At 64.0% G+C, this 19,668-nt stretch carries 20 protein-coding genes; 8 read left to right on the forward strand and 12 right to left on the reverse strand.

The annotated features are described in order from the left end of the window. The first annotated feature begins 28 nt into the window (after positions 1-28). Entirely contained in the window at positions 29-1,423 is a 1,395-nt protein-coding gene (sthA, locus tag RAC97_RS10585; protein WP_375100169.1) for a Si-specific NAD(P)(+) transhydrogenase, read from the forward strand. Between the two features lie 42 nt (positions 1,424-1,465). Here sthA and RAC97_RS10590 read toward each other — a convergent pair whose 3' ends face one another. Beyond that, complete coding sequence (locus RAC97_RS10590; protein ID WP_375100168.1) at positions 1,466-2,188, reverse strand: glycerophosphodiester phosphodiesterase; 723 nt, start codon at positions 2,186-2,188, stop codon at positions 1,466-1,468. Positions 2,189-2,221: 33 nt separating this feature from the next. Beyond that, positions 2,222-2,806: a PilZ domain-containing protein gene (locus RAC97_RS10595; protein WP_375100167.1), complete on the reverse strand. Its 585-nt coding sequence runs from the start codon at positions 2,804-2,806 to the stop codon at positions 2,222-2,224. A 93-nt stretch (positions 2,807-2,899) separates the two neighbouring features. Here RAC97_RS10595 and RAC97_RS10600 point away from each other — a divergent pair, with 93 nt between their 5' ends. The 3 genes from RAC97_RS10600 to RAC97_RS10610 all read left to right on the forward strand — a co-directional run bounded on the left by RAC97_RS10600 (position 2,900) and on the right by RAC97_RS10610 (position 6,148). Then, entirely contained in the window at positions 2,900-4,150 is a 1,251-nt protein-coding gene (locus RAC97_RS10600) for a lipoprotein-releasing ABC transporter permease subunit (RefSeq protein ID WP_375100166.1), read from the forward strand. 7 nt (positions 4,151-4,157) lie between these two features. Continuing rightward, positions 4,158-4,841, forward strand: coding sequence for a lipoprotein-releasing ABC transporter ATP-binding protein LolD (gene lolD / locus RAC97_RS10605; protein ID WP_375100165.1), 684 nt, complete (start codon positions 4,158-4,160; stop codon positions 4,839-4,841). A gap of 62 nt (positions 4,842-4,903) precedes the next feature. Continuing rightward, the gene (locus tag RAC97_RS10610) at positions 4,904-6,148 is read left to right on the forward strand and encodes a lipoprotein-releasing ABC transporter permease subunit (RefSeq protein ID WP_375100164.1); all 1,245 of its coding nucleotides are present in this window, start codon (positions 4,904-4,906) and stop codon (positions 6,146-6,148) included. Positions 6,149-6,272: 124 nt separating this feature from the next. Here the strand turns inward: RAC97_RS10610 and RAC97_RS10615 are convergent, their stop codons facing one another. Together RAC97_RS10615 and RAC97_RS10620 are read right to left on the reverse strand one after the other, a co-directional pair. Further along, on the reverse strand, positions 6,273-7,622 hold the full coding sequence (locus RAC97_RS10615) for a heavy metal sensor histidine kinase (protein WP_375100163.1): 1,350 nt from the start codon (positions 7,620-7,622) through the stop codon (positions 6,273-6,275). After that, entirely contained in the window at positions 7,622-8,302 is a 681-nt protein-coding gene (locus tag RAC97_RS10620) for a heavy metal response regulator transcription factor (RefSeq protein ID WP_375100162.1), read from the reverse strand. Before RAC97_RS10620 ends, RAC97_RS10615 begins: the two co-directional genes overlap by 1 nt. A gap of 235 nt (positions 8,303-8,537) precedes the next feature. Here RAC97_RS10620 and queF point away from each other — a divergent pair, with 235 nt between their 5' ends. Then, on the forward strand, positions 8,538-9,368 hold the full coding sequence (queF, locus tag RAC97_RS10625; protein WP_375100161.1) for an NADPH-dependent 7-cyano-7-deazaguanine reductase QueF: 831 nt from the start codon (positions 8,538-8,540) through the stop codon (positions 9,366-9,368). Between the two features lie 87 nt (positions 9,369-9,455). Here the strand turns inward: queF and RAC97_RS10630 are convergent, their stop codons facing one another. Next, on the reverse strand, positions 9,456-9,719 hold the full coding sequence (locus RAC97_RS10630; protein WP_375100160.1) for a DUF4404 family protein: 264 nt from the start codon (positions 9,717-9,719) through the stop codon (positions 9,456-9,458). A gap of 123 nt (positions 9,720-9,842) precedes the next feature. Beyond that, the gene (locus tag RAC97_RS10635) at positions 9,843-10,403 is read right to left on the reverse strand and encodes a phosphonoacetaldehyde phosphonohydrolase-related protein (protein WP_375100159.1); all 561 of its coding nucleotides are present in this window, start codon (positions 10,401-10,403) and stop codon (positions 9,843-9,845) included. A 189-nt stretch (positions 10,404-10,592) separates the two neighbouring features. Between RAC97_RS10635 and RAC97_RS10640 the strand changes: the two genes are divergently transcribed. After that, on the forward strand, positions 10,593-11,300 hold the full coding sequence (locus RAC97_RS10640; protein ID WP_375100158.1) for a VacJ family lipoprotein: 708 nt from the start codon (positions 10,593-10,595) through the stop codon (positions 11,298-11,300). A gap of 54 nt (positions 11,301-11,354) precedes the next feature. On the opposite strand, the gene RAC97_RS10645 is transcribed toward RAC97_RS10640, so the two are convergent. Beyond that, positions 11,355-11,654 carry a PilZ domain-containing protein gene (locus tag RAC97_RS10645; RefSeq protein ID WP_375100157.1) on the reverse strand — a complete coding sequence of 100 codons (300 nt, stop codon included), beginning with the start codon at positions 11,652-11,654 and terminating at the stop codon, positions 11,355-11,357. 392 nt (positions 11,655-12,046) lie between these two features. Between RAC97_RS10645 and rssB the strand changes: the two genes are divergently transcribed. Together rssB and rssC are read left to right on the forward strand one after the other, a co-directional pair. Next, positions 12,047-13,231, forward strand: coding sequence for a two-component system response regulator RssB (rssB, locus tag RAC97_RS10650; RefSeq protein ID WP_375100218.1), 1,185 nt, complete (start codon positions 12,047-12,049; stop codon positions 13,229-13,231). Then, entirely contained in the window at positions 13,228-13,710 is a 483-nt protein-coding gene (gene rssC / locus RAC97_RS10655; protein ID WP_375100156.1) for an anti-sigma factor antagonist RssC, read from the forward strand. The genes rssB and rssC overlap by 4 nt, the downstream gene beginning before the upstream one ends. A 138-nt stretch (positions 13,711-13,848) precedes the next feature. On the opposite strand, the gene RAC97_RS10660 is transcribed toward rssC, so the two are convergent. From RAC97_RS10660 to tal, 5 genes are all read right to left on the reverse strand, one after another. Then, the gene (locus RAC97_RS10660) at positions 13,849-15,723 is read right to left on the reverse strand and encodes an alkaline phosphatase D family protein (RefSeq protein ID WP_375100155.1); all 1,875 of its coding nucleotides are present in this window, start codon (positions 15,721-15,723) and stop codon (positions 13,849-13,851) included. 127 nt (positions 15,724-15,850) lie between these two features. After that, positions 15,851-16,603: an ABC transporter ATP-binding protein gene (locus RAC97_RS10665; RefSeq protein WP_375100154.1), complete on the reverse strand. Its 753-nt coding sequence runs from the start codon at positions 16,601-16,603 to the stop codon at positions 15,851-15,853. After that, on the reverse strand, positions 16,600-17,382 hold the full coding sequence (locus tag RAC97_RS10670) for an ABC transporter permease (protein WP_375100153.1): 783 nt from the start codon (positions 17,380-17,382) through the stop codon (positions 16,600-16,602). Before RAC97_RS10670 ends, RAC97_RS10665 begins: the two co-directional genes overlap by 4 nt. Then, complete coding sequence (locus RAC97_RS10675; RefSeq protein WP_375100152.1) at positions 17,379-18,347, reverse strand: aliphatic sulfonate ABC transporter substrate-binding protein; 969 nt, start codon at positions 18,345-18,347, stop codon at positions 17,379-17,381. Before RAC97_RS10675 ends, RAC97_RS10670 begins: the two co-directional genes overlap by 4 nt. A 340-nt stretch (positions 18,348-18,687) precedes the next feature. Further along, positions 18,688-19,608 carry a transaldolase gene (gene tal / locus RAC97_RS10680; RefSeq protein ID WP_375100151.1) on the reverse strand — a complete coding sequence of 307 codons (921 nt, stop codon included), beginning with the start codon at positions 19,606-19,608 and terminating at the stop codon, positions 18,688-18,690. Positions 19,609-19,668: the final 60 nt, after the last annotated feature.

Raw genomic sequence — 19,668 nt, forward strand, 5'->3', positions numbered from 1 at the left:
TCCGCGGGCCAGTTCTGAAGGAGTACGCATGGCTGTCTACAACTACGACGTAGTGGTGCTGGGTTCCGGCCCGGCCGGAGAAGGTGCGGCAATGAACGCCGCCAAAGCAGGGCGCAAGGTCGCGATGGTCGACAACCGTCGCCAGGTCGGCGGCAACTGCACCCACTTGGGCACCATCCCGTCCAAGGCACTGCGTCACTCGGTGCGGCAGATCATGCAGTTCAACACCAACCCGATGTTCCGCGCCATCGGTGAGCCGCGCTGGTTCTCCTTCCCCGACGTGCTGAAAAGCGCCGAGAAGGTGATTTCCAAGCAAGTCGCCTCGCGCACCGGCTACTACGCGCGCAACCGCGTCGATGTGTTCGTCGGCACCGGCAGCTTCGCCGACGAGCAGACCGTCGAAGTGGTGTGCGACAACGGCGTGCTCGAGAAGCTCAACGCCAAGCACATCATCATCGCCACCGGCTCGCGCCCGTATCGCCCGGCCGATATCGACTTCCACCACCCGCGCGTCTACGACAGCGACACCATCCTCAGCCTCAGCCATACCCCGCGCAAGCTGATCGTCTACGGCGCCGGGGTGATCGGTTGCGAATACGCCTCGATCTTCAGCGGTCTGGGCGTGCTGGTGGAACTGGTCGACAACCGCGGCCAGTTGCTGAGCTTCCTGGACTCGGAAATCTCCCAGGCGCTGAGCTACCACTTCAGCAACAACCACATCACCGTGCGCCACAACGAGGAGTACGAGCGGGTGGAAGGCCTGGACAACGGGGTGATCCTGCACCTGAAGTCGGGCAAGAAGATCAAGGCCGACGCCTTGCTGTGGTGCAACGGCCGTACCGGCAACACCGACAAGCTGGGCCTGGAGAACATCGGCATCAAGGTCAACAGCCGTGGCCAGATCGAGGTCGACGAGGCCTACCGCACCAGCGTGCCGAACGTCTATGGTGCCGGTGACGTGATCGGCTGGCCGAGCCTGGCCAGTGCCGCGCACGACCAGGGCCGCTCGGCGGCCGGCAGCATCGTCGACAACGGTAGCTGGCGCTTCGTAGATGACGTGCCGACCGGTATCTACACCATTCCGGAGATCAGCTCGATCGGCAAGAACGAGCAGGAACTGACCCAGGCCAAGGTGCCCTACGAAGTGGGCAAGGCCTTCTTCAAGAGCATGGCCCGCGCGCAGATCGCCGGCGAGCCGCAAGGCATGCTGAAGATCCTGTTCCACCGCGAGACCTTGCAGATCCTCGGCGTGCATTGCTTCGGCTACCAGGCTTCGGAGATCGTGCACATCGGCCAGGCGATCATGAACCAGCCGGGCGAGCTGAATAACCTGAAGTACTTCGTCAACACCACCTTCAACTACCCGACCATGGCCGAAGCCTATCGGGTAGCGGCCTACGACGGCCTGAACCGGCTTTTTTGAGCGGCTCCGGCCGGTGGCCTGAGCCGGTCGGGGAGACCGATTTCAGCCCTTCCCAAGGGTGGTCTTGGCCAAACCGGGAAAGTCTGTAATCAGGCTGTCCACGCCAAAGTCGGCGAGCCGGCGCATCAGTGCCGGCTCGTTGACCGTCCACACCGACACGTGCAAACCCTGGCGCTGTGCCTTGAGCAGGCGCTCGGGGGTGCATAGCGTCCAGTTCAACGCGAGCATTTCGCAGCCATAGTTCTGCGCGACCTTCAGCGGGTCGAGCCAGGCGTATTCGGCCACCAGCCCACGGGACACATCCGGCACCAGCTCCTGGGCGGCGCCCAGCACTTCACGTGAGCTGGAGGTGATGGTGATCTTGTCCAGCAGCTTGAATTGCTGGGCCAGTTCGCGAATTGCCAGCACGGTACTGGCGGCGCGAGTGCGCGAGGCGCTCTTGACCTCCAGTTGCCAATGGGCGAAGGCGCATTTCTCAAACAGCTCTTCCAGCCGCGGAATCGGGCAGGGCTGCACATGGCCTGGGCCGCCGCTACGCGCGTCGTAGGTGACCAGCTCGGCGGCGGTGTGTTCGACCACCTTGCCGCGTCGGCCAGTGGTGCGTTTGAGGGTGGGGTCGTGGATCACCATCAGCTCGTTGTCGGCCGACAGGTGCAGGTCCAGTTCGCAGCGGTCGATGCCGTGGGAGAGGCACTGGCGGAAGCTGGTCAGGGTATTCTCGGGCGCTTCGCCTTTGGCGCCGCGATGGCCGTAGATCAGGGTCACGTTCGTTCCTTCAGGTCTGAGGAGCGCAGAGGCTCAAGAGGCAGGGTCGTTCTGTTCCAGTTGCTGGCGGCGTTGCTGTTGCTGGCGCTGCAGGATATAGCGGGCCAGCAGTTGGCGCTGGGCGTCGGTCATGTCGGTGAATTCGGTGCCCACTTCGAAATTGCCGCCCGGCAGCGGATCGCAGTGGGTGACCCGGCCGCGCAGCAGCAGCCCGTGGGCGCGGGGCATCAGCACCATCTTCACTTTTACCCGTGTACCGGGGGCGATCTTCTGGGCCTGGGCGAACTCGATGCCGCCTTCGGAAATGATCACCCGCTGCGGGTGGCCGATCTCGCCGATCAGGGTTTGCGCGACCACAGCGCTGAGCAGGTCGAGGCGTTTGTTCTGGGCGCGCAGGAAGGCTAAGAGGGTGCGGTCCTTTTCGCTGAGCTGGCGCAGCAGGTGCTGGCTCTCGAAGTCGGACAGGTGCAGTTCGCTGAGCAGGTTGAAGAGCAGGGAATCATCCTGCAACAGTTCGGTTTCAAGGGCTTGGGCCGCGCTCAGGGGGCTTATTTCCAGTGCGATACTGTCTTCGATGCGGTAGTATTCGCGGCGATCTTCTTCGTCTAATGTCGTCATGGCGAACCCATGGTAGCGGCGGTGGTCCGAGTGTAAAGCCGCCACAGGCGCCTCGCCACAAGGACGTTCCCATTCATCCGAACAAGCCCCGACATGTTCAGACCTCTCTTCGTATTCATCGGTACGCGCTACACCCGTGCCAAGCGCCGCAATCATTTCGTCTCGTTCATTTCGCTCACTTCGATGATCGGCCTCGCCCTGGGCGTGGTGGTGATGATCGTGGTGCTCTCGGTGATGAACGGCTTCGATCACGAAATGCGAACCCGCGTGCTTGGCATGATCCCTCATGCCACGCTGGAGGCCGGCCAGCCGATCAACGACTGGCCTGCCCTTGCCCAACAAGTAAAGCAGAATCCACGCGTGCTGGCGGTAGCCCCGTTCACCCAGATGCAGGGCCTGCTGACCTATGAAGGCAAGGTGCAGAAAATACTGCTCAACGGCATCGACCCGCCGCGCGAGCGCGAGGTGTCGATCATCGACAACTTTCTTCGCGAAGGCAGCCTCGATGCGCTGGCGCCGGGCGAGTGGGGCATCATGATCGGCGACAAGGCCGCCGCCCGCCTGGGTGTGAAGGTCGGCGACAAGGTCACCTTCGTCGCCCCGGAGGTAAGCGTCACGCCGGCGGGCATGTTCCCGCGCATGAAGCGCTTCACCGTGGTGGGTACCTTCCATGTCGGCGCTGGCGAAATCGACGGCTTCCTGGGGCTGACCAACCTTTCCGACCTGTCCCGCCTGCACCGCTGGAAGGCCGACCAGGTACAGGGCCTGCGCCTGAAGTTCGACGACCTGTTCCAGGCGCCGCGGGTGGCCTGGGACATCGCCCAGCGCCTTGGCGACCAAGAGTACTATGCCCGCGACTGGACCCGCACCCACGGCAACCTGTACCAGGCGATCCGCATGGAGAAGGCGATGATCGGCCTGCTGTTGCTGCTGATCGTCGCGGTGGCGGCGTTCAACATCATTTCCACCCTGGTGATGGTGGTCAACGACAAGAAGGGCGATATCGCCATCCTGCGTACCCTGGGCGCTACGCCGGGCCAGATCATGGCCATCTTCATGGTCCAAGGCACGGTGATCGGCGTGGTCGGCACGCTGATCGGCGCCGTGGTCGGCATTCTCGCCGCGCTCAACGTCAGCGCTGCCATTGCCGGCATCGAGACGCTGATCGGGCACAAGTTCCTCAACGCCGATGTGTATTTCATCGATTACCTGCCGTCGCAGATCATGGCCGAAGACGTGTGGATGGTCTGTGGTGCGGCATTGGTCCTGAGTTTCCTCGCCACCCTGTACCCGGCCTGGCGTGCCGCGCGCACCCAGCCTGCAGAGGCGCTACGTTATGAGTGAGTCGCGCATGAGTGATAAAGCCGTACTGAGTTGCCGCAACCTGGGCAAGTCCTATGACGAAGGCCCGGCGTCGGTGCAGGTGCTGTCCGGGTTGAGCCTGGAGCTGCATCCGGGCGAGCGGGTGGCGATCGTCGGCAGCTCGGGTTCGGGCAAGAGTACCTTGCTCAACCTGCTGGGCGGCCTCGATACCCCGACCCAGGGCAGCGTCTGGCTGGCCGGCGAGGAGCTGTCGGCCCTCGGCGAGCGCGCCCGCGGCCTGCTGCGCAACCGTGCCCTGGGCTTCGTCTACCAGTTCCACCACCTGCTGCCCGAGTTCACCGCGCTGGAGAACGTGTGCATGCCGTTGCTGATCGGCCGCACCGCGATTCCCGAGGCTCGCGAGCGTGCCACGGCGCTGCTGACCCGCGTCGGTCTGGGTCATCGCCTGAACCACAAGCCGGCCGAGCTTTCCGGCGGTGAGCGCCAGCGCGTGGCGATTGCCCGGGCGCTGGTCAACCGCCCGGGCCTGGTGATGCTCGACGAGCCGACCGGCAACCTCGATCATCACACCGCCCAGGGCATCCAGGAATTGATGCAGGAGCTGTCGAGTTCTTCGCGGACCGCATTCCTGGTGGTGACCCACGACCTCAACCTGGCGCGCCAGATGGACCGTGTGCTGCGCCTGGAAGACGGGCGCCTGGTCGCTATCTGACGGTTTGCACGGGGTGGCCGTGGGGCTGCCGCGTTTCTTCTTTTCATTGGGTGTACGCGTAAATGTTCAGACCCTTGCCCTTGTTCATCGGTGCTCGCTACACCCGTGCCAAGCGCCGCAACCATTTCATCTCGTTCATTTCCATGACCTCGATGATCGGCCTGTCCCTGGGCGTGCTGGCGATGATCGTGGTGCTCTCGGTGATGAACGGCTTCCAGCGCGAGATGAGCTCGCGCATCCTTGGCCTGGTGCCGCATGCCGCGATCCTTGGCGAACAGCCGCTGGGCAACTGGCAACAGGTGGCTGACAGCGCCCTGAAGAACCCGGCGGTGATGGCTGCCGCGCCCATTACCGAGATGGAAGGCATGCTGTCCTACAAGGGCGCGATGCAGCCGATCCAGGTCAGCGGCATAGACCCTGCAGAGGAAGGCAAGGTGTCCATCGTCGGCCGGCATATCGTCCAGGGCGCCTTGCAGAACCTGGTGCCTGGCGAGTACGGCGTGGTGCTGGGCGAGCTGACCGCACGGCGTTTTCGCCTAAACACCGGCGACAAGCTGACCCTGATCGTGCCCGAGGTCAGCTCTGCACCGGGCGGTATTACCCCGCGCATGCAGCGCTTGACCGTGGTCGGCATCTTCAAGGTCGGTGCCGAGCTGGACGGTTCCCAGGCCTATATCCATGTGGCCGATGCCGGCCAGATGCAGCGCTGGGCACCGGGCCAGGTGCAGGGCGTGCGCCTGAAACTGCATGACCTGTATGCCGCGCCGCAGGTGTCCAAGGCCATCGCCACGGGCCTGGGTGACGGTTACCGCGCTGACGATTGGTCGCACACCCAGGGCAGCCTGTTCAGCGCCATGAAGATGGAAAAGACCATGATCGGCCTGCTGCTGATGATGATCATTGCCGTGGCCGCGTTCAACATCATCGCCACCCTGGTGATGGTGGTGAACGACAAGGGCTCGGATATCGCCATCCTGCGTACCATCGGCGCCACGCCGTCGCAGATCATGGGTACCTTCATGGTCCAGGGCACCCTGATCGGTGTGGTCGGCACCCTGGTCGGCGGAGTGCTTGGAGTAATCGCCGCGCTGAACGTCAGTGCCATTGTCGGCTGGCTGGAGCGGGTCAGTGGCCAGCACATCTTTACCTCGGACGTGTATTTCGTCAGCAGTCTGCCGTCGCAGCTGCAATGGGGAGACGTGGCGATCATCTGTACGGCGGGGCTGGTGATGAGCTTCCTGGCCACGCTGTACCCGGCATACCGCGCTTCGCAGATCGAGCCGGCGATGGCGTTGCGTTACGAGTGATCCAGGCGCGGGAATGGCACGAGCTGCACTCGTGTTCGCGGCCAAGGCCGCTGCTACAGGTACGGTGCTGCTGTCACCTGCAGGAGCGGTTTACCCGCCAAGCAGGCGCCGCGCGGTGCATGGCTTAGCGTGTCTCAGGCAGCTCTAGCAGGAATCGTGTCCAGCCGTCTCTACACTCGGCGCGAATGCTGCCGCCGTGGGCCTGGACGATCGAGCGGGTGATCGCCAGCCCCAGCCCCGCATGCTCGCTGCTGCCTTCGCGGCGTGCCGGGTCGGCCCGGTAGAAACGGTCGAACAGCCGGGGCAGCACATGCGCTGCAATAGCCGGCCCGGTGTTGGCCACCACGATGTGCGTGCCTGCTGCCAGTGTCACCTCTATCATCCCTCCATCGGGGGTGAAGCGCAGGGCGTTGTCCAGCAAGTTGGACAGCGCCCTGCGTAGCATATGGCGGTCGCCTGCAACCTGTGCCTGGCCTTGGCGACGCAACTGGATGCCCGCGTCCTCGGCCAGCGGCGCGTAGTATTCCAGCAGCGCATCGGTCTCCATTCCCAGGTCCAGCGCCTGGCGGCTCGGCATCAGCAGGCCATGGTCGGCCTTGGCCAGGAACAGCATGTCGTTGACCATCTGCGCCATCCTTTGCAGTTCCTCGAGGTTGCCGTGCAAGGCCTCGCGGTACTCCTCCAGGCTGCGCGGGCGAGTGAGGGTGACCTGGGTATGGGTCAGCAGGTTGGACAGGGGGGTGCGCAATTCATGGGCGATATCGGCGGAGAACGCCGAGAGTCGCTGGAAGGCGTCGTCCAGGCGTTGCAGCATGTCGTTGACCGTCTCGCCCAGTTCCGCCAGCTCCTCGGGCAGTTCCGCCACCGACAGGCGCGTAGTCAAGGAGCGCGCATTCACGCTCGCGGCCACCGCGCCCATCTGGCGCAGCGGTCGCAACCCGCGACGCGCGGCCCAGGCGCCAAGCAGCGCGGTGGCCAGCGCCGAGAGGCCGACAGTAAGCCAGATCAACTGCTGCATGCGTTGCAGGAAGTGCTGGTGATGGGTGATGTCGAGGAACAGGGTCAGTTGCGGCGCCTGCGTGTCGCCGCTGCGCAGCGGCACGCACAGGCTGCGATAGTCGATGCCACCGGCATGCAGGGTGGCCAGCCCGTTAGGTTGCGGGGCATCTGGCAGGGCCGGGCGGCTGTCGAACCACAGGCTGCCGTCAGCGCCGCGCACGCGCAGGGCCAGGTCGGCCTGGTGGCGCAATTCATTGCGCAGTGCCGGTAGGCGAGCGGCCAGCTGTTCCGGCGTGGCGACCTCGCTCAGTTGTGCGCGAATCAACGACAGCCGCGCGTCGAGCAGTTGCTGGTCCAGTTCGATGAAGTGTTGTTCGCTGGCGCGGTTGAACAGCAGCCCGGCGCTGAGCGAAACCGCTGCGGTGCAGGCGGCGAACAGCAGGGCCAGGCGCCCGCCGAGGGAGAGCCGGCGCATCAGTCCTTGCGCTCCTCGAGCACATAGCCCATGCCACGTACTGTGTGGATCAGCTTGCAAGGGTGGGGGTCGTCGATCTTCAGGCGCAGGCGGCGGATGGCGACTTCGATGACGTTGGTGTCGCTGTCGAAATTCATGTCCCACACCTGCGAGGCGATCAGCGACTTGGGCAGCACTTCGCCCTGGCGACGCAGCAGCAGCTCGAGCAGGGCGAACTCCTTGGCGGTCAGGTCGATGCGCGTGCCGGCACGCTCGGCGCGGCGGCGGATCAGGTCCAGGCGCAGGTCGGCCAGGGCCAGGGTGGTGTCCTGGCTCGGGCTGGCGCCGCGGCGCAGCAGGCTGCGCACCCGTGCGAGCAGTTCGGAGAAGGCGAAGGGCTTGACCAGGTAGTCGTCGGCGCCCAGCTCAAGGCCATGTACGCGGTCTTGCACCGCATCGCGGGCGGTCAGGAACAGCACCGGGGTGTCCAGCCCGGCCTGGCGCACGGCCTGGAGTATCTGCCAGCCGTTGCGGCCAGGCAGCATTACATCGAGGATCAACAGGTCGTGGTCACCGGTCACGGCCAGGTGCTGGCCGGTTTCGCCGTCGCTGGCCAGTTCCGTGGCAAAGCCTGCTTCGCTCAGGCCTTGGCAGAGGTATTGCCCGGTCTTGGCCTGGTCTTCGACGATCAGTAGTTTCATGGGGCATTCTTTCCAAAAAGCCGACAGCGAACGTGAAGAAATGATACGTGAGCCTTGGCAGATCCGCCCAAGCTGACAAAGTTGTAATCTGCCAGTCAGGTCGCCGCCAGTTGCGCCTGCCTGAGTCCGGGCACTGCCAGACCGGCAGGGTTGCGGCTTGCCATCGACTGACAGCGGCCCCAGGCGGGGATAAAACCGGTAGAATGCTTTCATTTTGAACCTTCAGGTCAGGTCCATGCATCCCGCCGCCGAACATTCCCCGCTGGGCAAGTCCAGCGAATACATCGCCACCTACAGCCCCGAATTACTGTTCCCGATTCCGCGCACGGCCAAGTGGGCGGAGCTGGGGGTCACGGCCCAGACCCTGCCTTGGCAGGGCGTGGACTTCTGGAACTGCTTCGAGTTGTCCTGGCTGTTGCCCTCCGGCAAGCCGGTGGTGGCCATCGGTGAGTTCGCCATCCCGGCCGACTCGCCGAACATCATCGAGTCCAAGTCGTTCAAGTTGTACCTGAACTCGCTGAACCAGACCGTGTTCGCCAGTGCTGACGAGTTGCGCGGCTGCCTGGAAAAGGACCTGTCCGCTGCCGCGGGCAAGCCAGTGCAGGTGAAGGTGCGCAGCCTGGGTGAGGTCGAGGCGCAAGGCGTGGTGGCCTTGCCGGGCCAGTGCATCGATACGCTGGATGTGACCATCAGCAACTACGAGCAGCCGCAACCCGAGCTGTTGCGTTGCGCTGCCGATCGGGTGGTGGAGGAGACGGTCCACAGCCACCTGCTCAAGTCCAACTGCCCGGTCACCGGCCAGCCGGATTGGGGCAGCGTGGTGGTCGAATACCAGGGCAAGGCATTGGACCACGCCAGCCTGCTGAGCTACCTGGTGAGCTTTCGCCAGCATGCCGACTTCCATGAACAGTGTGTCGAGCGCATCTACCTGGACCTGCTGCGCCTGCTCGAGCCCGAGCACCTGACGGTGTACGCGCGCTATGTGCGCCGGGGCGGGCTGGACATCAACCCGTACCGCAGCACCGGGGCGATCCACCCTGCGAACGGTCGCCTGGTTCGCCAGTAAGCGTTTCGTCACCTCACACGGCACAAGGCCGCCCCTGCAAGCATGCAGGGGCGGCCTTGTGCCGTGTGAGGCTGTGCTACAGCCGGGTCAGATGCCCATGCTGTGCAGGCTGTTGGCGATACTGCGCAGGGTAGCGGTGAGGTCCGGGTGGTCGGCTTCGAAGCGTTCGATGGCGAGGTTCACGCCATCGACCAGGTTATTGTCGGGTGTAGCTTCCTCGAGCTTGAGTTGCGCCTCGATCTGGCGCGCCTCTTCATGCAGGCTGGCGAGCTCTTGTTCCGAAAGTGGTACGTTGCGATCCAGTTGCTCGCGCAGGCTATCGAGTCGCTCTTGCAGTTCGCGGGCAGGCATTGGGTGTTCTCCCTCCAAGACTAGGCAAGGCATGGACCACTGCGCAGTGGCAAAGGTTCTGCCCTGCACTCAAGCGTAATCCACTCACCGGCCCTTTGCATGGTCGGGATCGACAACCTCGTATCAGGGTTTTTCGCCCTTGCGCCGGCGCTGGGCGATATCGGCCAGGCAGGTATCCAGCGATTCGAGGTGGTCGATCACCGAGTGCACGCCGACGCTGAACAGTTCCAGGGTGGCCCTGCCGCGGGCGCGCTCCTGCTCCTGCTGGCTGAGGGCTTGCCAGTGTTGCGAACTTTGATCGCACGTCGGGCTGCACGCGGCCAGGCCCACAGTCCACAGGCCCGCATTGAGGCCGGCCTGCAGCAGGCGCGGTTCGCCGCTGACCAGTACGCAACCGTCGAGCCGTTGGCTCTGCAGGGTCATCAGGGCTTGCCAGCAGGCATTCGGCGCAGGCCACGGCGAGCCGTTGCTGAGCTGGCCGGGCAGCCATTCGGGCAGTACGTCGGCCAGGCGCGCACCCTGGCGTTCGTTCACTTCGTCCAGCCAGATGCAAGGCACCCGTTGGTTACGCAGGCCGCGCAGGGTGGCGAGGGCACCGGGGGCGGGCAGGGGACTGTCGTCGTGGTTCTGGACCAGACAACCGCGTAGTCCGAACAGCACAGCGGTGAAGGCGGGGGCATCCATGGCGAAATCCCTGAAATATTCCGCAGGCTAAAAGCGGATTGTTACCAAGGGATGACAGCAACAGTTGTTCACAAAATGTTGCACAAAGATGTGTAAAGCTTTTTATCAGCTACGGTGCGATTATACTGGCGCCCTATTGGCTGGTCGCAGTGGGCATCAGCCGCCGAAAAAACCACGGAGACACTTCATATGCGTAGGATCGGTGCCGGTGTGATCGAGCGCGTCACCCAGGCCTGTGTCTGTGCCAGCCTGTTGCTGGCGCCCGTCGCTGCCACCCAGGCGGCGACCGAGGAAGACCCCTGGGAGGTGGTCAACCGACCGATCTTCCGCTTCAACGACGTTTTGGACACCTATGCCCTCAAGCCGCTTGCCCAGGGCTACCAGGCGGTCACCCCGCAGTTCCTCGAGGACGGTATCCACAACATGTTCCTCAACCTGGGGGACGTGACCAACCTGGCCAACAATATCCTGCAGCTCAAGCCGCATGCGGCGGGCGTGGACACGGCGCGGTTGATCGTCAACACCACCTTTGGCCTGGGTGGTTTCTTCGATGTCGGCACGCGCATGGGCCTGCAGCGCAACGACGAGGACTTCGGCCAGACCCTGGGCTATTGGGGCGTGCCAAGCGGCCCGTACGTGGTCATTCCATTGATGGGGCCAAGCACCGTGCGTGATGGCCTGGCCAAGTACCCGGACACCTACACCGAGCCCTATCGCTACATCGACCATGTGCCGACACGCAACTCGATCTTCGCCCTGGACATCGTCGACACCCGCGCCAACTTGCTGTCGGCCGAGAAGCTGATGCAGGGCGACAAGTACATCTTCATCCGCAACGCCTACCTGCAGAACCGTGAGTTCAAGGTCAAGGACGGGGAAGTCGAAGACGACTTCTGATTGGCGCGGAACGAACAAGGCGGCCTCGAAAGGGCCGCCTTTTTCATGGGCGTTTCAATGCATCGCCAGGATGCGCAAGCCGAATTTCTGCGCCCCGCCAGGCAGGTCGGCGATCCATACCACTTCGGTGCTCGCATGCAGGCCTTTCAAGGCCGGGTGGTCGGACTCCAGGCGCACTTCGATCTGCTCGCCGACGGCAAAGCGCTGCGCTGCGCGGATCTGCATGCCGCCGCTGGAAAGGTCCACGCACACCGCCGTGACCACTTCGCCTGCGCGCAGCAAGCTGACCTCGGCGTCGATACGCATGCGGATGAAATCGCGTTTTTCGTCGTGCTCGGTGGAAGTCTGGGGCATGGCTGCATCCTTTCCATCGGGTTGGAGTCGCCGGGCGGTGCCCGGTGGTCTGGCCCGATCTTACGTCCGGGCGAACGCGTGCGGCAATGTCCCTTTGTGATGGGAATGAATGTCATTCTGTAGACTCGACCAGCAGTTTCTATGCAGAACAGTAAGCGAAACTGCAGCGGTAATAACTGGCAGTGATTAGCCTGTGGGAGTCGATGCACACGTGCTTGAAACGCTTGGCGGATGGGAGTACCGTCTGCGCCTTACAGGGTACCGCTGCTGTTTGCCGGGCAAGTCATCTTGTCCTACAACTTCAAATAGCGTGGTCACAACAGTATTCCTGTAGCCGTTCGTCGGTGTTCCCGATGCCTGCTACACCAACCAAATCGGCGCCGTTCGCCCACATGCAGAAAACCAGTGCAACGCTGCTGATCATCGATGACGACGACGTGGTCCGTGCCAGTCTCGCCGCCTATCTGGAAGACAGCGGTTTCAGCGTCCTTCAGGCCAGTAATGGCCAGCAGGGGCTCCAGGTCTTCGAAGCACACCAGCCCGACCTCGTGATCTGCGATTTGCGCATGCCGCAGATGGGCGGCCTCGAGCTGATCCGCCGCATCAGCGAGCGTGCCCCGCAGTTGCCCGTGATCGTGGTGTCTGGCGCTGGCGTCATGAGCGACGCGGTCGAGGCATTGCGCCTGGGTGCTGCCGATTACCTGATCAAGCCCCTGGAAGACCTCGCCGTGCTCGAGCACTCGGTGCGCCGTGCCCTCGACCGTTCGCGCCTGGTGCTGGAGAACCAGCGCTACCGCGACAAGCTCGAGGCCGCCAATCGTGAGCTGGAAGCCAGCCTGCACCTGTTGCAGGAAGACCAGACCGCCGGGCGCCAGGTGCAGATGAACATGCTGCCGGAGAAGCCCTGGGTCGCGGGCGACCTGTCGTTCGACCACCAGATCATCCCGTCGCTGTACCTGTCGGGTGATTTCACCGACTACTTCCGCGTGGACGAGCGTCGCATCGCGTTCTACCTGGCCGATGTCTCGGGCCATGGCGCCTCGTCGGCATTCGTTACCGTGCTGCTGAAGTTCATGACCACTCGCCTGCTGTTCGAATTCAAGCGCAGCGGCCGCATGCGCGACTTCAAGCCCTCGCAGGTGCTGTCGCACATCAACCGGGGGCTGATCAACTGCAAGCTGGGCAAGCATGTGACCATGGTTGGCGGCGTGATCGACGAAGATAGCGGCATCATGACCTACAGCGTTGGTGGCCACCTGCCTTTGCCGGTGCTGTACAGCGCCGGCAAGGCGCGCTACCTGGAAGGCCGTGGCCTGCCGGTGGGGCTGTTCGAAGAGGCCAGCTACCAGGACCACGTACTGGAGCTGCCGCCCAGCTTCAGTCTGACCTTGATGTCCGATGGCATCCTGGACCTTTTGCCGGGTGACACACTCAAAGATAAAGAAGCGACCTTGCCGGAGATCGTCAAGGAAGCGGGGGGCAGCCTGGACGGGCTGCGCCAACGATTCGGATTGGCTACGCTTGGGGAGATGCCGGATGATATCGCCCTATTGGTGTTGAGCAGGAACCTTCAATGAGTACCGGTAGAATCCAGTTCGCCGAGCATAGCGGTACCTTCGTGCTGAAGTTCGTCGGGGAAGTGCGCCTGACACTGTGTTCGGCGCTGGATGCGACGATCGAAAAGATCTTCACCGCGCTGAATTTCTCGGCCATCGTCATCGACCTGACCGAAACCGAAAGCATCGACAGTACTACCTTGGGCTTGCTGGCCAAGCTGTCGATACTTTCGCGGCAAAAGGTCGGCTTGCTGCCGACCGTGGTGACCACCAACCCGGACATCTCCCGTCTGTTGCAGTCCATGGGCTTCGACCAGGTGTTCAACATCGTCGACCGACCGCTGCCTTGCCCGGATTGCCTGACCGACCTGCCATCGCAGGACCAGAGCGAGGAAGTGGTGCGCTCCAAGGTGCTGGAGGCACACAAGATCCTCATGGGGCTGAACGACTCCAATCGAGAGGCCTTCCACGACCTGGTGAGTGCGCTGGAGCGTACCTGACCTTTCCTTGGCCTTGTATTGAATGTGCGGGCCTCTTCGCGGGCAAGCCCGCTCCTACAGGTTCAACGCTGCATTCTAGAGCGGCGCGGTTCCTGTAGGAGCGGGTTTGCCCGCGAAGAGGCCCGCTGCGTGTTCAGCTCAGTCGCGTACGAACTCGGTCGCCGGCGCGCCATCGGCATTGAGCTGGAACACCCGTGCTGGCCGCCCCTGCTCATCGAAGAACACCTGCCCCAGCCCTGCGCTGTTCCACAGCCGTTCCCCTGCGCGCCTGTGGCTCGGTGTGCGCGGCACCACTTCCATCTGACGGCGCTTGGTGAACCAGTTGAGCGGCGAGCGCGGCGAGTACAACCAGCGGTTGGCGCGGTCCAGAACATCCAGCAGGCGCCTGGGAAACTGGTTCTTGATGCCGCTGCTGGTGACTTGCCAAAGGTGTGGGCTGCGCTGGCGATGGCGGATCAATACCTCGTACACGAACGAGTAGTGCACATCGCCCGACAGAACCACGTAGTGCCCCGGCGTACGGGAGTGGCGGAAGATATTGAGGATCACCTGGGCCGCGCCGCGATGGGCCATCCAGTTCTCGGCGTCGACCAGCAGCGGGTAGCCCAGGGCGCTGAATACCCGTTGTACCGCCTCGATCAGCTTGACCCCGAAGATCGGCGCGGGCGAGACGATGATCGCCGAAGGGTGGTCGAGCAAGGCCTGTTGCAGTTCGCTCAATGCCTCCCAGTCGAGCAGGCCAGAGGGCTTGCTCAGGCTGGTTTCGCTGCGCCAGCGGCGGGTGCGGGTGTCCAGCACCAACAGCGGCGGGTTGCTGGGCAGGTGGTATTGCCAGCCCTGGAAGCGCAGCAGCTCGCCGATCAGCGCATCCAGCGCCTGCCCATCCAGGCATCCCGAGGCGCTGGGTAGCGCAGAACAGGCGCTGGCCAGCGGGGTACAGGCTTGCGGATCGTTCCCCCAGCCTTGGCACAACAAGTAGCCCAGCAGGGCATTGCCGATGATGCGCCGCGAGAACGGGTGGCCGTAGGCAGTTTCCTCCCATTGCGCCGAGAGGTTCCAATCGTCGGTGATGTCGTGGTCGTCGAAGATCATCAGGCACGGCAGGTGCGCCATGACCCGTGCAGCCTGGCCAAGGCCGTCGCGGAACGCTTCGATCAGCGGCAGCTCTTGCTGGTAGCGGGCCTGGCGCTCGGACGTCAGCCCTTCGGGCATGGCCATGCCCACCAGCGCCCACGGTATTGGCGACCAGGCCAGCAGGTACATGGCCATGACCTCGGCGAAGCTCACCAAGTGGTTGTCGGCATTGCTCGAAGAGAAGATCGGCTTGCGCTTGCCACGGAAGAAACGTCGACGCAGTGGTTCGCTTTCCTCTTCGGCGGGCAACAGGTCGGCGCGGTGGTAATAGCAGGCCGGGTGACGGTACAGCGCGCTGGCGCTATCGACCAAGGCACCGTCCAGCGGCTCGTCGAACAGGCCCAAGGGCTCGATCAACTCATGGATGGCGCGCAGCATCGGGCCGGCGACATCGTCGGCATAGACCTGGTCGCCGGTCATCATCAACAGGGCAGGGCGCTGGCTAGGCTGTTCGCAGGTTTGCAACAGGCGGTCGGCGCACAGCAGGCCATCGGCGACCGGGTGGTGCGGCTTGCGGCACGAGCCGTGGAGCACCTGGTCGAGCCGTTCACGCAACACGAAATTCGGCCGTGTGGCGCCGGGGTAGAGCAGGTGAGGGGCCCAGCTGGCGATGCCTTGGCCGCCCAGCAGCAGGTCGTAGCCGACGGCGACATCGGTGGGCAGGGGGGCGTCGAGGCGCACATCGAGCAACTGGATGTAGGCGTGCTGGCCGATGGCGACCAGGGTACGCTGCGCGGCGACGCTCCGCGCTGGCGCGTGAGGCAGGAACAACTGCAGGTCGGGTTCGAGCGGTGTAGTGGTGACCAGCCAGAGCGCCAGGCGGGTAGGTTCGAGGCGCCGCAGCAGAGGGCCGGCAAGGACCAGGGGTAGATCGGGCATCAGAAGCTCATCGGGTGAGTTTGAGGGCCCTACCGCGGGCTTGTCCCGCGACAGGGCCTTGAAGTCGATCAGCGATGCTGAGGACTCCAGTCCCGTGATACAACCAGCATATGTTTCAAATTATTGCTCAAATCACCCGTGCGCCCTGCAGGGCCTCCAGCGCCTGGTTGCGCAGCCGCCCCAGCAATTCGTCACGACGGTCGCGCGGGTAGCCCAGCGGAACCTGTAATTCCCGGCACACCCGGCCTGGCCGGTTGCCGATCACCAACACCCGGTGGCTCAGGTACAGCGCCTCGTCTACATCGTGGGTGACCACCAGCAAGGCAATACGATGACGCCGGGCCAGGTCCAGCAGCAGGTCCTGCAATTTGAAGCGGGTGAAGGCATCCACCGCACTGAACGGCTCGTCCAGCAACAGCAACTGCGGCTGCCCGTACAGCCCGCGAGCGATCGCCACCCGTTGTGCCATGCCGCCCGAAAGCTGCTTGGGCAGCGCCTCGGCGAAGCCGCCCAGGCCGACCTCCTCGATCAAACCCATGACCCGTGCGCGGTCGTAACGGCGGTCGTCGCTGAAGCCGATGTTGTCCGCCACGCTCAACCAAGGCATCAGCCGTGGTTCCTGGAAGATGAAGCCGACTTGCTCGGGGCGTGTGCGCAGCTCACCGTCGAAGTCGCGGTCCAGCTGCGCGACCAGACGCAGCAAGGTGCTCTTGCCGCAACCACTGGGGCCCAGCAGGCTGACGATTTCCCCCGGTCGCAGGTGCAGCTCGAGCTGGCCGAGCACCTCGGTATCGCCGAAGGCCTTGCCTTCGACATGCAGCGCCAGCAGGGGCGGTTGTTGCGCATCGGCAGTAGGCGGCACGCGTTGTACCAGGTTCATGGTCGGGCTCCTTGTTCTGCGCCGTCGAAGGTATCGCGCCAGGCCAGCCAGCGTTGTTCCAGGCCGGCCAGCAGGCCATCGCTGAGTTTGCCGAGCAGGGCCAGGACGATGATCGCCGCCAGTACCAGGTCTGGCCGCGAGGTTTCCCGGCCATCGCTGAGCAGATAGCCCAGGCCACGGGTGGCGGCGATCAGCTCGGCCGCCACCAGGAACATCCAGCTCAGGCTCAGGGCGCTACGCAGGCCGGTGAACACACCGGGAAACGCCGCCGGCAGCAGGATGCGCCGCGCCAGCCGCGCAGGGCCGAAGCCATACATGCGCCCGACTTCCACCAGCTTGCGGTCGATGTTGCGGATTGCCGCCACGCCATTGAGGTACACCGGGAAGAACGCGCCAATGGCGATCAGCACCACTTTGCTGGTCTCGCCGATGCCCAGCCACAGCAGCAACAGCGGCACCCAGGCCAGGCTTGGAATGGCGCGCAGGCTGGCGAAAGTCGGCTCCAGCCAAGCCTCGGCCTCACGGCTCAGGCCCACCCCGGCGGCGAACAGCAGGCCGAGGCTGGCACCCATGGCGAACCCCGCGAGCACGCGGCTGAGGCTGGCGCCCACGTGTTTCCACAAGGCGCCGTCGGCCAACTGCACCAGGGTCTGGAACACCTCGCTGGGGGCGGGCATCTGGTACGACGCGATCCAGCCAAGGCGCACCACGGTCTCCAGCAGCACGATGATGCCCAGGGGCAGGGCCAGGCCCTTCAGGCGTTTGCCGAACCCACTCATGGCTTGATACTGGCCACGCCGAATTCAGGCTCGATCAGTTGGTCGATCACCTGGTTCACGTTGACGCCACGCTTGACCAACTCCTCGGCCACCAGCACCGGTGCCGCAGCCTTGGACGCGGCGATGTCGGCGTTGGTCAGTTGCGGGGCCGACAGGTCGGTGCGCGACAGTTGCAGCTTGGCCACATCCAGCGGCAGCTTGGACTCATCCGCCAGCAGCTTGGCGAATTCCTCGGGGTGGGCGATGGCCCAGTTGCGTGCCTGCTCGTAGGCCTTGATCACCGTGGCGATGGTTTGTGGGTGCTGCTTTGCGAAGGTCTCGGTGACGCTGACCACGCCGTAGCTGTTGAAGTCCTTGTTGCGGTACAGCAGGCGCGAGCCGGCTTGCAGTTCGCTGGCGGCCATGTGCGGGTCAAGGCCGGCCCAGGCGTCGACATCGCCTTTCTCCAGCGCCGTGCGGCCATCCGGGTGTTGCAGGTGCAGCAGCTCGACGTCGTCTTTGGCAACGCCAGCACCGGCCAGGGCGCGCAGGGTGAACAGGTACGGGTCGGTGCCCTTGGTGGCGGCGATCTTCTTGCCCTTGAGGTCGGCGAGGGTCTTCAGCGGCGAGTCCTTGCGCACCACCAGGGCGGTCCACTCGGCGCGGCTGTAGACGTACACCGACTTGATCGGGCTGCCATTGGCCCGGGCCAGCACGGCGGACAGGCTGGCGGACGACCCGAAGTCGGCGCCACCGCTGTTCAGGTACTCCAGGGAGCGGTTGCTGCCTTGGCTGAACACCCAGGTCACCTTCGACTCCGGCAGGGCTTTTTCCAGCCAGCCGAAGTGCTTGAGTACCAGGCTGACGGGGGAATAGTAGGCGTAGTCCAGGCGCACTTCCTTGGGCGCGGTTTCGGCGTGGGCGAGGGTGCTGAGGCCGAGCAGAGTGACGCTGGCGAGTAGCTTGAAGGAGCGCAGGAGAGACATGGGGAAGATCCGATCTGATAGGGATAACGGATCATTGCAGGCGCCGTGCCACCAGGTTTGGGTGCCTGGTTTCAAGGGCTTCAGGGCTGTATCGACGGCCGAAGGTGTCTGCTGAGGGGTAAAGTGTTGATCTGCTGTTGGTCCAGCAACAGTGCCGCTGTGCAGGGATTACGCCAAAGCCCGCTCCCACAGGATTGCGTTGTTTTTCAAAACGGTACGGTCGATGTAGGAGCGGGCTTGCCCGCGAATAAATCACCGCGGTGTAGGGCCGGGGCCTGGAGCCCCGGTCCGCGGGCAAGCCCGCTCGTACACGAACTGCGCAAGCCTCAAGCCAGTCGCATTACTTGCTCAGCAGCGCTTCGAGTTTTTCCTGGTCGCGGGCGAACTGGCGGATACCCTCGGCCAGTTTCTCGGTGCCCATGGCATCCTCGTTCATCGCCCAGCGGAACTGGCTTTCGTTCAGCTGCTGCTTCGCTTCACCGGTGTTGCCCGGCTTGAGGATACGTGGCAACTCGCCCTGGTCATCGCTCAGCTGTTGCAGCAGTTCCGGGCTGATGGTCAGGCGGTCGCAGCCTGCCAGTTGTTCGATCTGGCCGATGTTGCGGAAGCTTGCGCCCATTACCACGGTGTCGTAGCCGTTGGCCTTGTAGTAGTCGTAGATGCGCGTCACCGACTGCACGCCCGGGTCTTCGGCGCCAACGTATTCCTTGCCGGTGCTCTTTTTGAACCAGTCGTAGATACGGCCCACGAACGGCGAGATCAGGAACACCCCGGCATCGGCGCAGGCCTGGGCCTGGGCGAAGGAGAACAGCAGGGTCAGGTTGGTCTGGATGCCTTCCTTTTCCAGTTCCTCGGCGGCGCGAATGCCTTCCCAGGTGGACGCCAGCTTGATCAGTACGCGGTCACGCTTGATGCCGGCGGCTTCATACAGCTCGATCAGCTGGCGGGCCTTTTTCAGCAGTGCGGTTTTGTCGAACGACAGGCGCGCATCCACTTCAGTGGAGATTCGCCCCGGAATGACCTTGAGAATGCCTGCGCCCACGGCCACCGCGAACTTGTCGCAGGCCAGGTCCACATTGCCCTTGGCGTCGGCCTTGACCTGCTTGAGCAGGTCGGCGTAACCGGGAATTGCCGCGGCCTTGAGCAGCAGCGAGGGGTTGGTGGTGGCATCGACCGGCTTGAGGCGGGTGATGGCGTCCAGGTCCCCGGTGTCGGCGACCACGGTGGTGAACTGCTTGAGTTGTTCCAGCTTGGAAGTCATGGGCGTGCTCTGTCCTGTGCAATGTTTCGACATTACCCGCGGCTACCGCGCGGGGCAATA

It is taken from the genome of Pseudomonas sp. LS_2 (assembly GCF_042709235.1).
GTDB lineage: Bacteria > Pseudomonadota > Gammaproteobacteria > Pseudomonadales > Pseudomonadaceae > Aquipseudomonas.

What these genes read in the sequence shown, in the direction of transcription:
- sthA (WP_375100169.1), top strand. Translation starts at nt 29, where the DNA reads ATGGCTGTCTACAACTACGACGTAGTGGTGCTGGGTTCCGGCCCGGCC.
- RAC97_RS10595 (WP_375100167.1), bottom strand. Translation starts at nt 2,806, where the DNA reads ATGACGACATTAGACGAAGAAGATCGCCGCGAATACTACCGCATCGAA.
- RAC97_RS10600 (WP_375100166.1), top strand. Translation starts at nt 2,900, where the DNA reads ATGTTCAGACCTCTCTTCGTATTCATCGGTACGCGCTACACCCGTGCC.
- lolD (WP_375100165.1), top strand. Translation starts at nt 4,158, where the DNA reads ATGAGTGATAAAGCCGTACTGAGTTGCCGCAACCTGGGCAAGTCCTAT.
- RAC97_RS10610 (WP_375100164.1), top strand. Translation starts at nt 4,904, where the DNA reads ATGTTCAGACCCTTGCCCTTGTTCATCGGTGCTCGCTACACCCGTGCC.
- RAC97_RS10615 (WP_375100163.1), bottom strand. Translation starts at nt 7,622, where the DNA reads ATGCGCCGGCTCTCCCTCGGCGGGCGCCTGGCCCTGCTGTTCGCCGCC.
- RAC97_RS10620 (WP_375100162.1), bottom strand. Translation starts at nt 8,302, where the DNA reads ATGAAACTACTGATCGTCGAAGACCAGGCCAAGACCGGGCAATACCTC.
- queF (WP_375100161.1), top strand. Translation starts at nt 8,538, where the DNA reads ATGCATCCCGCCGCCGAACATTCCCCGCTGGGCAAGTCCAGCGAATAC.
- RAC97_RS10630 (WP_375100160.1), bottom strand. Translation starts at nt 9,719, where the DNA reads ATGCCTGCCCGCGAACTGCAAGAGCGACTCGATAGCCTGCGCGAGCAA.
- RAC97_RS10635 (WP_375100159.1), bottom strand. Translation starts at nt 10,403, where the DNA reads ATGGATGCCCCCGCCTTCACCGCTGTGCTGTTCGGACTACGCGGTTGT.
- RAC97_RS10640 (WP_375100158.1), top strand. Translation starts at nt 10,593, where the DNA reads ATGCGTAGGATCGGTGCCGGTGTGATCGAGCGCGTCACCCAGGCCTGT.
- RAC97_RS10645 (WP_375100157.1), bottom strand. Translation starts at nt 11,654, where the DNA reads ATGCCCCAGACTTCCACCGAGCACGACGAAAAACGCGATTTCATCCGC.
- rssB (WP_375100218.1), top strand. Translation starts at nt 12,047, where the DNA reads ATGCAGAAAACCAGTGCAACGCTGCTGATCATCGATGACGACGACGTG.
- rssC (WP_375100156.1), top strand. Translation starts at nt 13,228, where the DNA reads ATGAGTACCGGTAGAATCCAGTTCGCCGAGCATAGCGGTACCTTCGTG.
- RAC97_RS10660 (WP_375100155.1), bottom strand. Translation starts at nt 15,723, where the DNA reads ATGCCCGATCTACCCCTGGTCCTTGCCGGCCCTCTGCTGCGGCGCCTC.
- RAC97_RS10665 (WP_375100154.1), bottom strand. Translation starts at nt 16,603, where the DNA reads ATGAACCTGGTACAACGCGTGCCGCCTACTGCCGATGCGCAACAACCG.
- RAC97_RS10670 (WP_375100153.1), bottom strand. Translation starts at nt 17,382, where the DNA reads ATGAGTGGGTTCGGCAAACGCCTGAAGGGCCTGGCCCTGCCCCTGGGC.
- RAC97_RS10675 (WP_375100152.1), bottom strand. Translation starts at nt 18,347, where the DNA reads ATGTCTCTCCTGCGCTCCTTCAAGCTACTCGCCAGCGTCACTCTGCTC.
- tal (WP_375100151.1), bottom strand. Translation starts at nt 19,608, where the DNA reads ATGACTTCCAAGCTGGAACAACTCAAGCAGTTCACCACCGTGGTCGCC.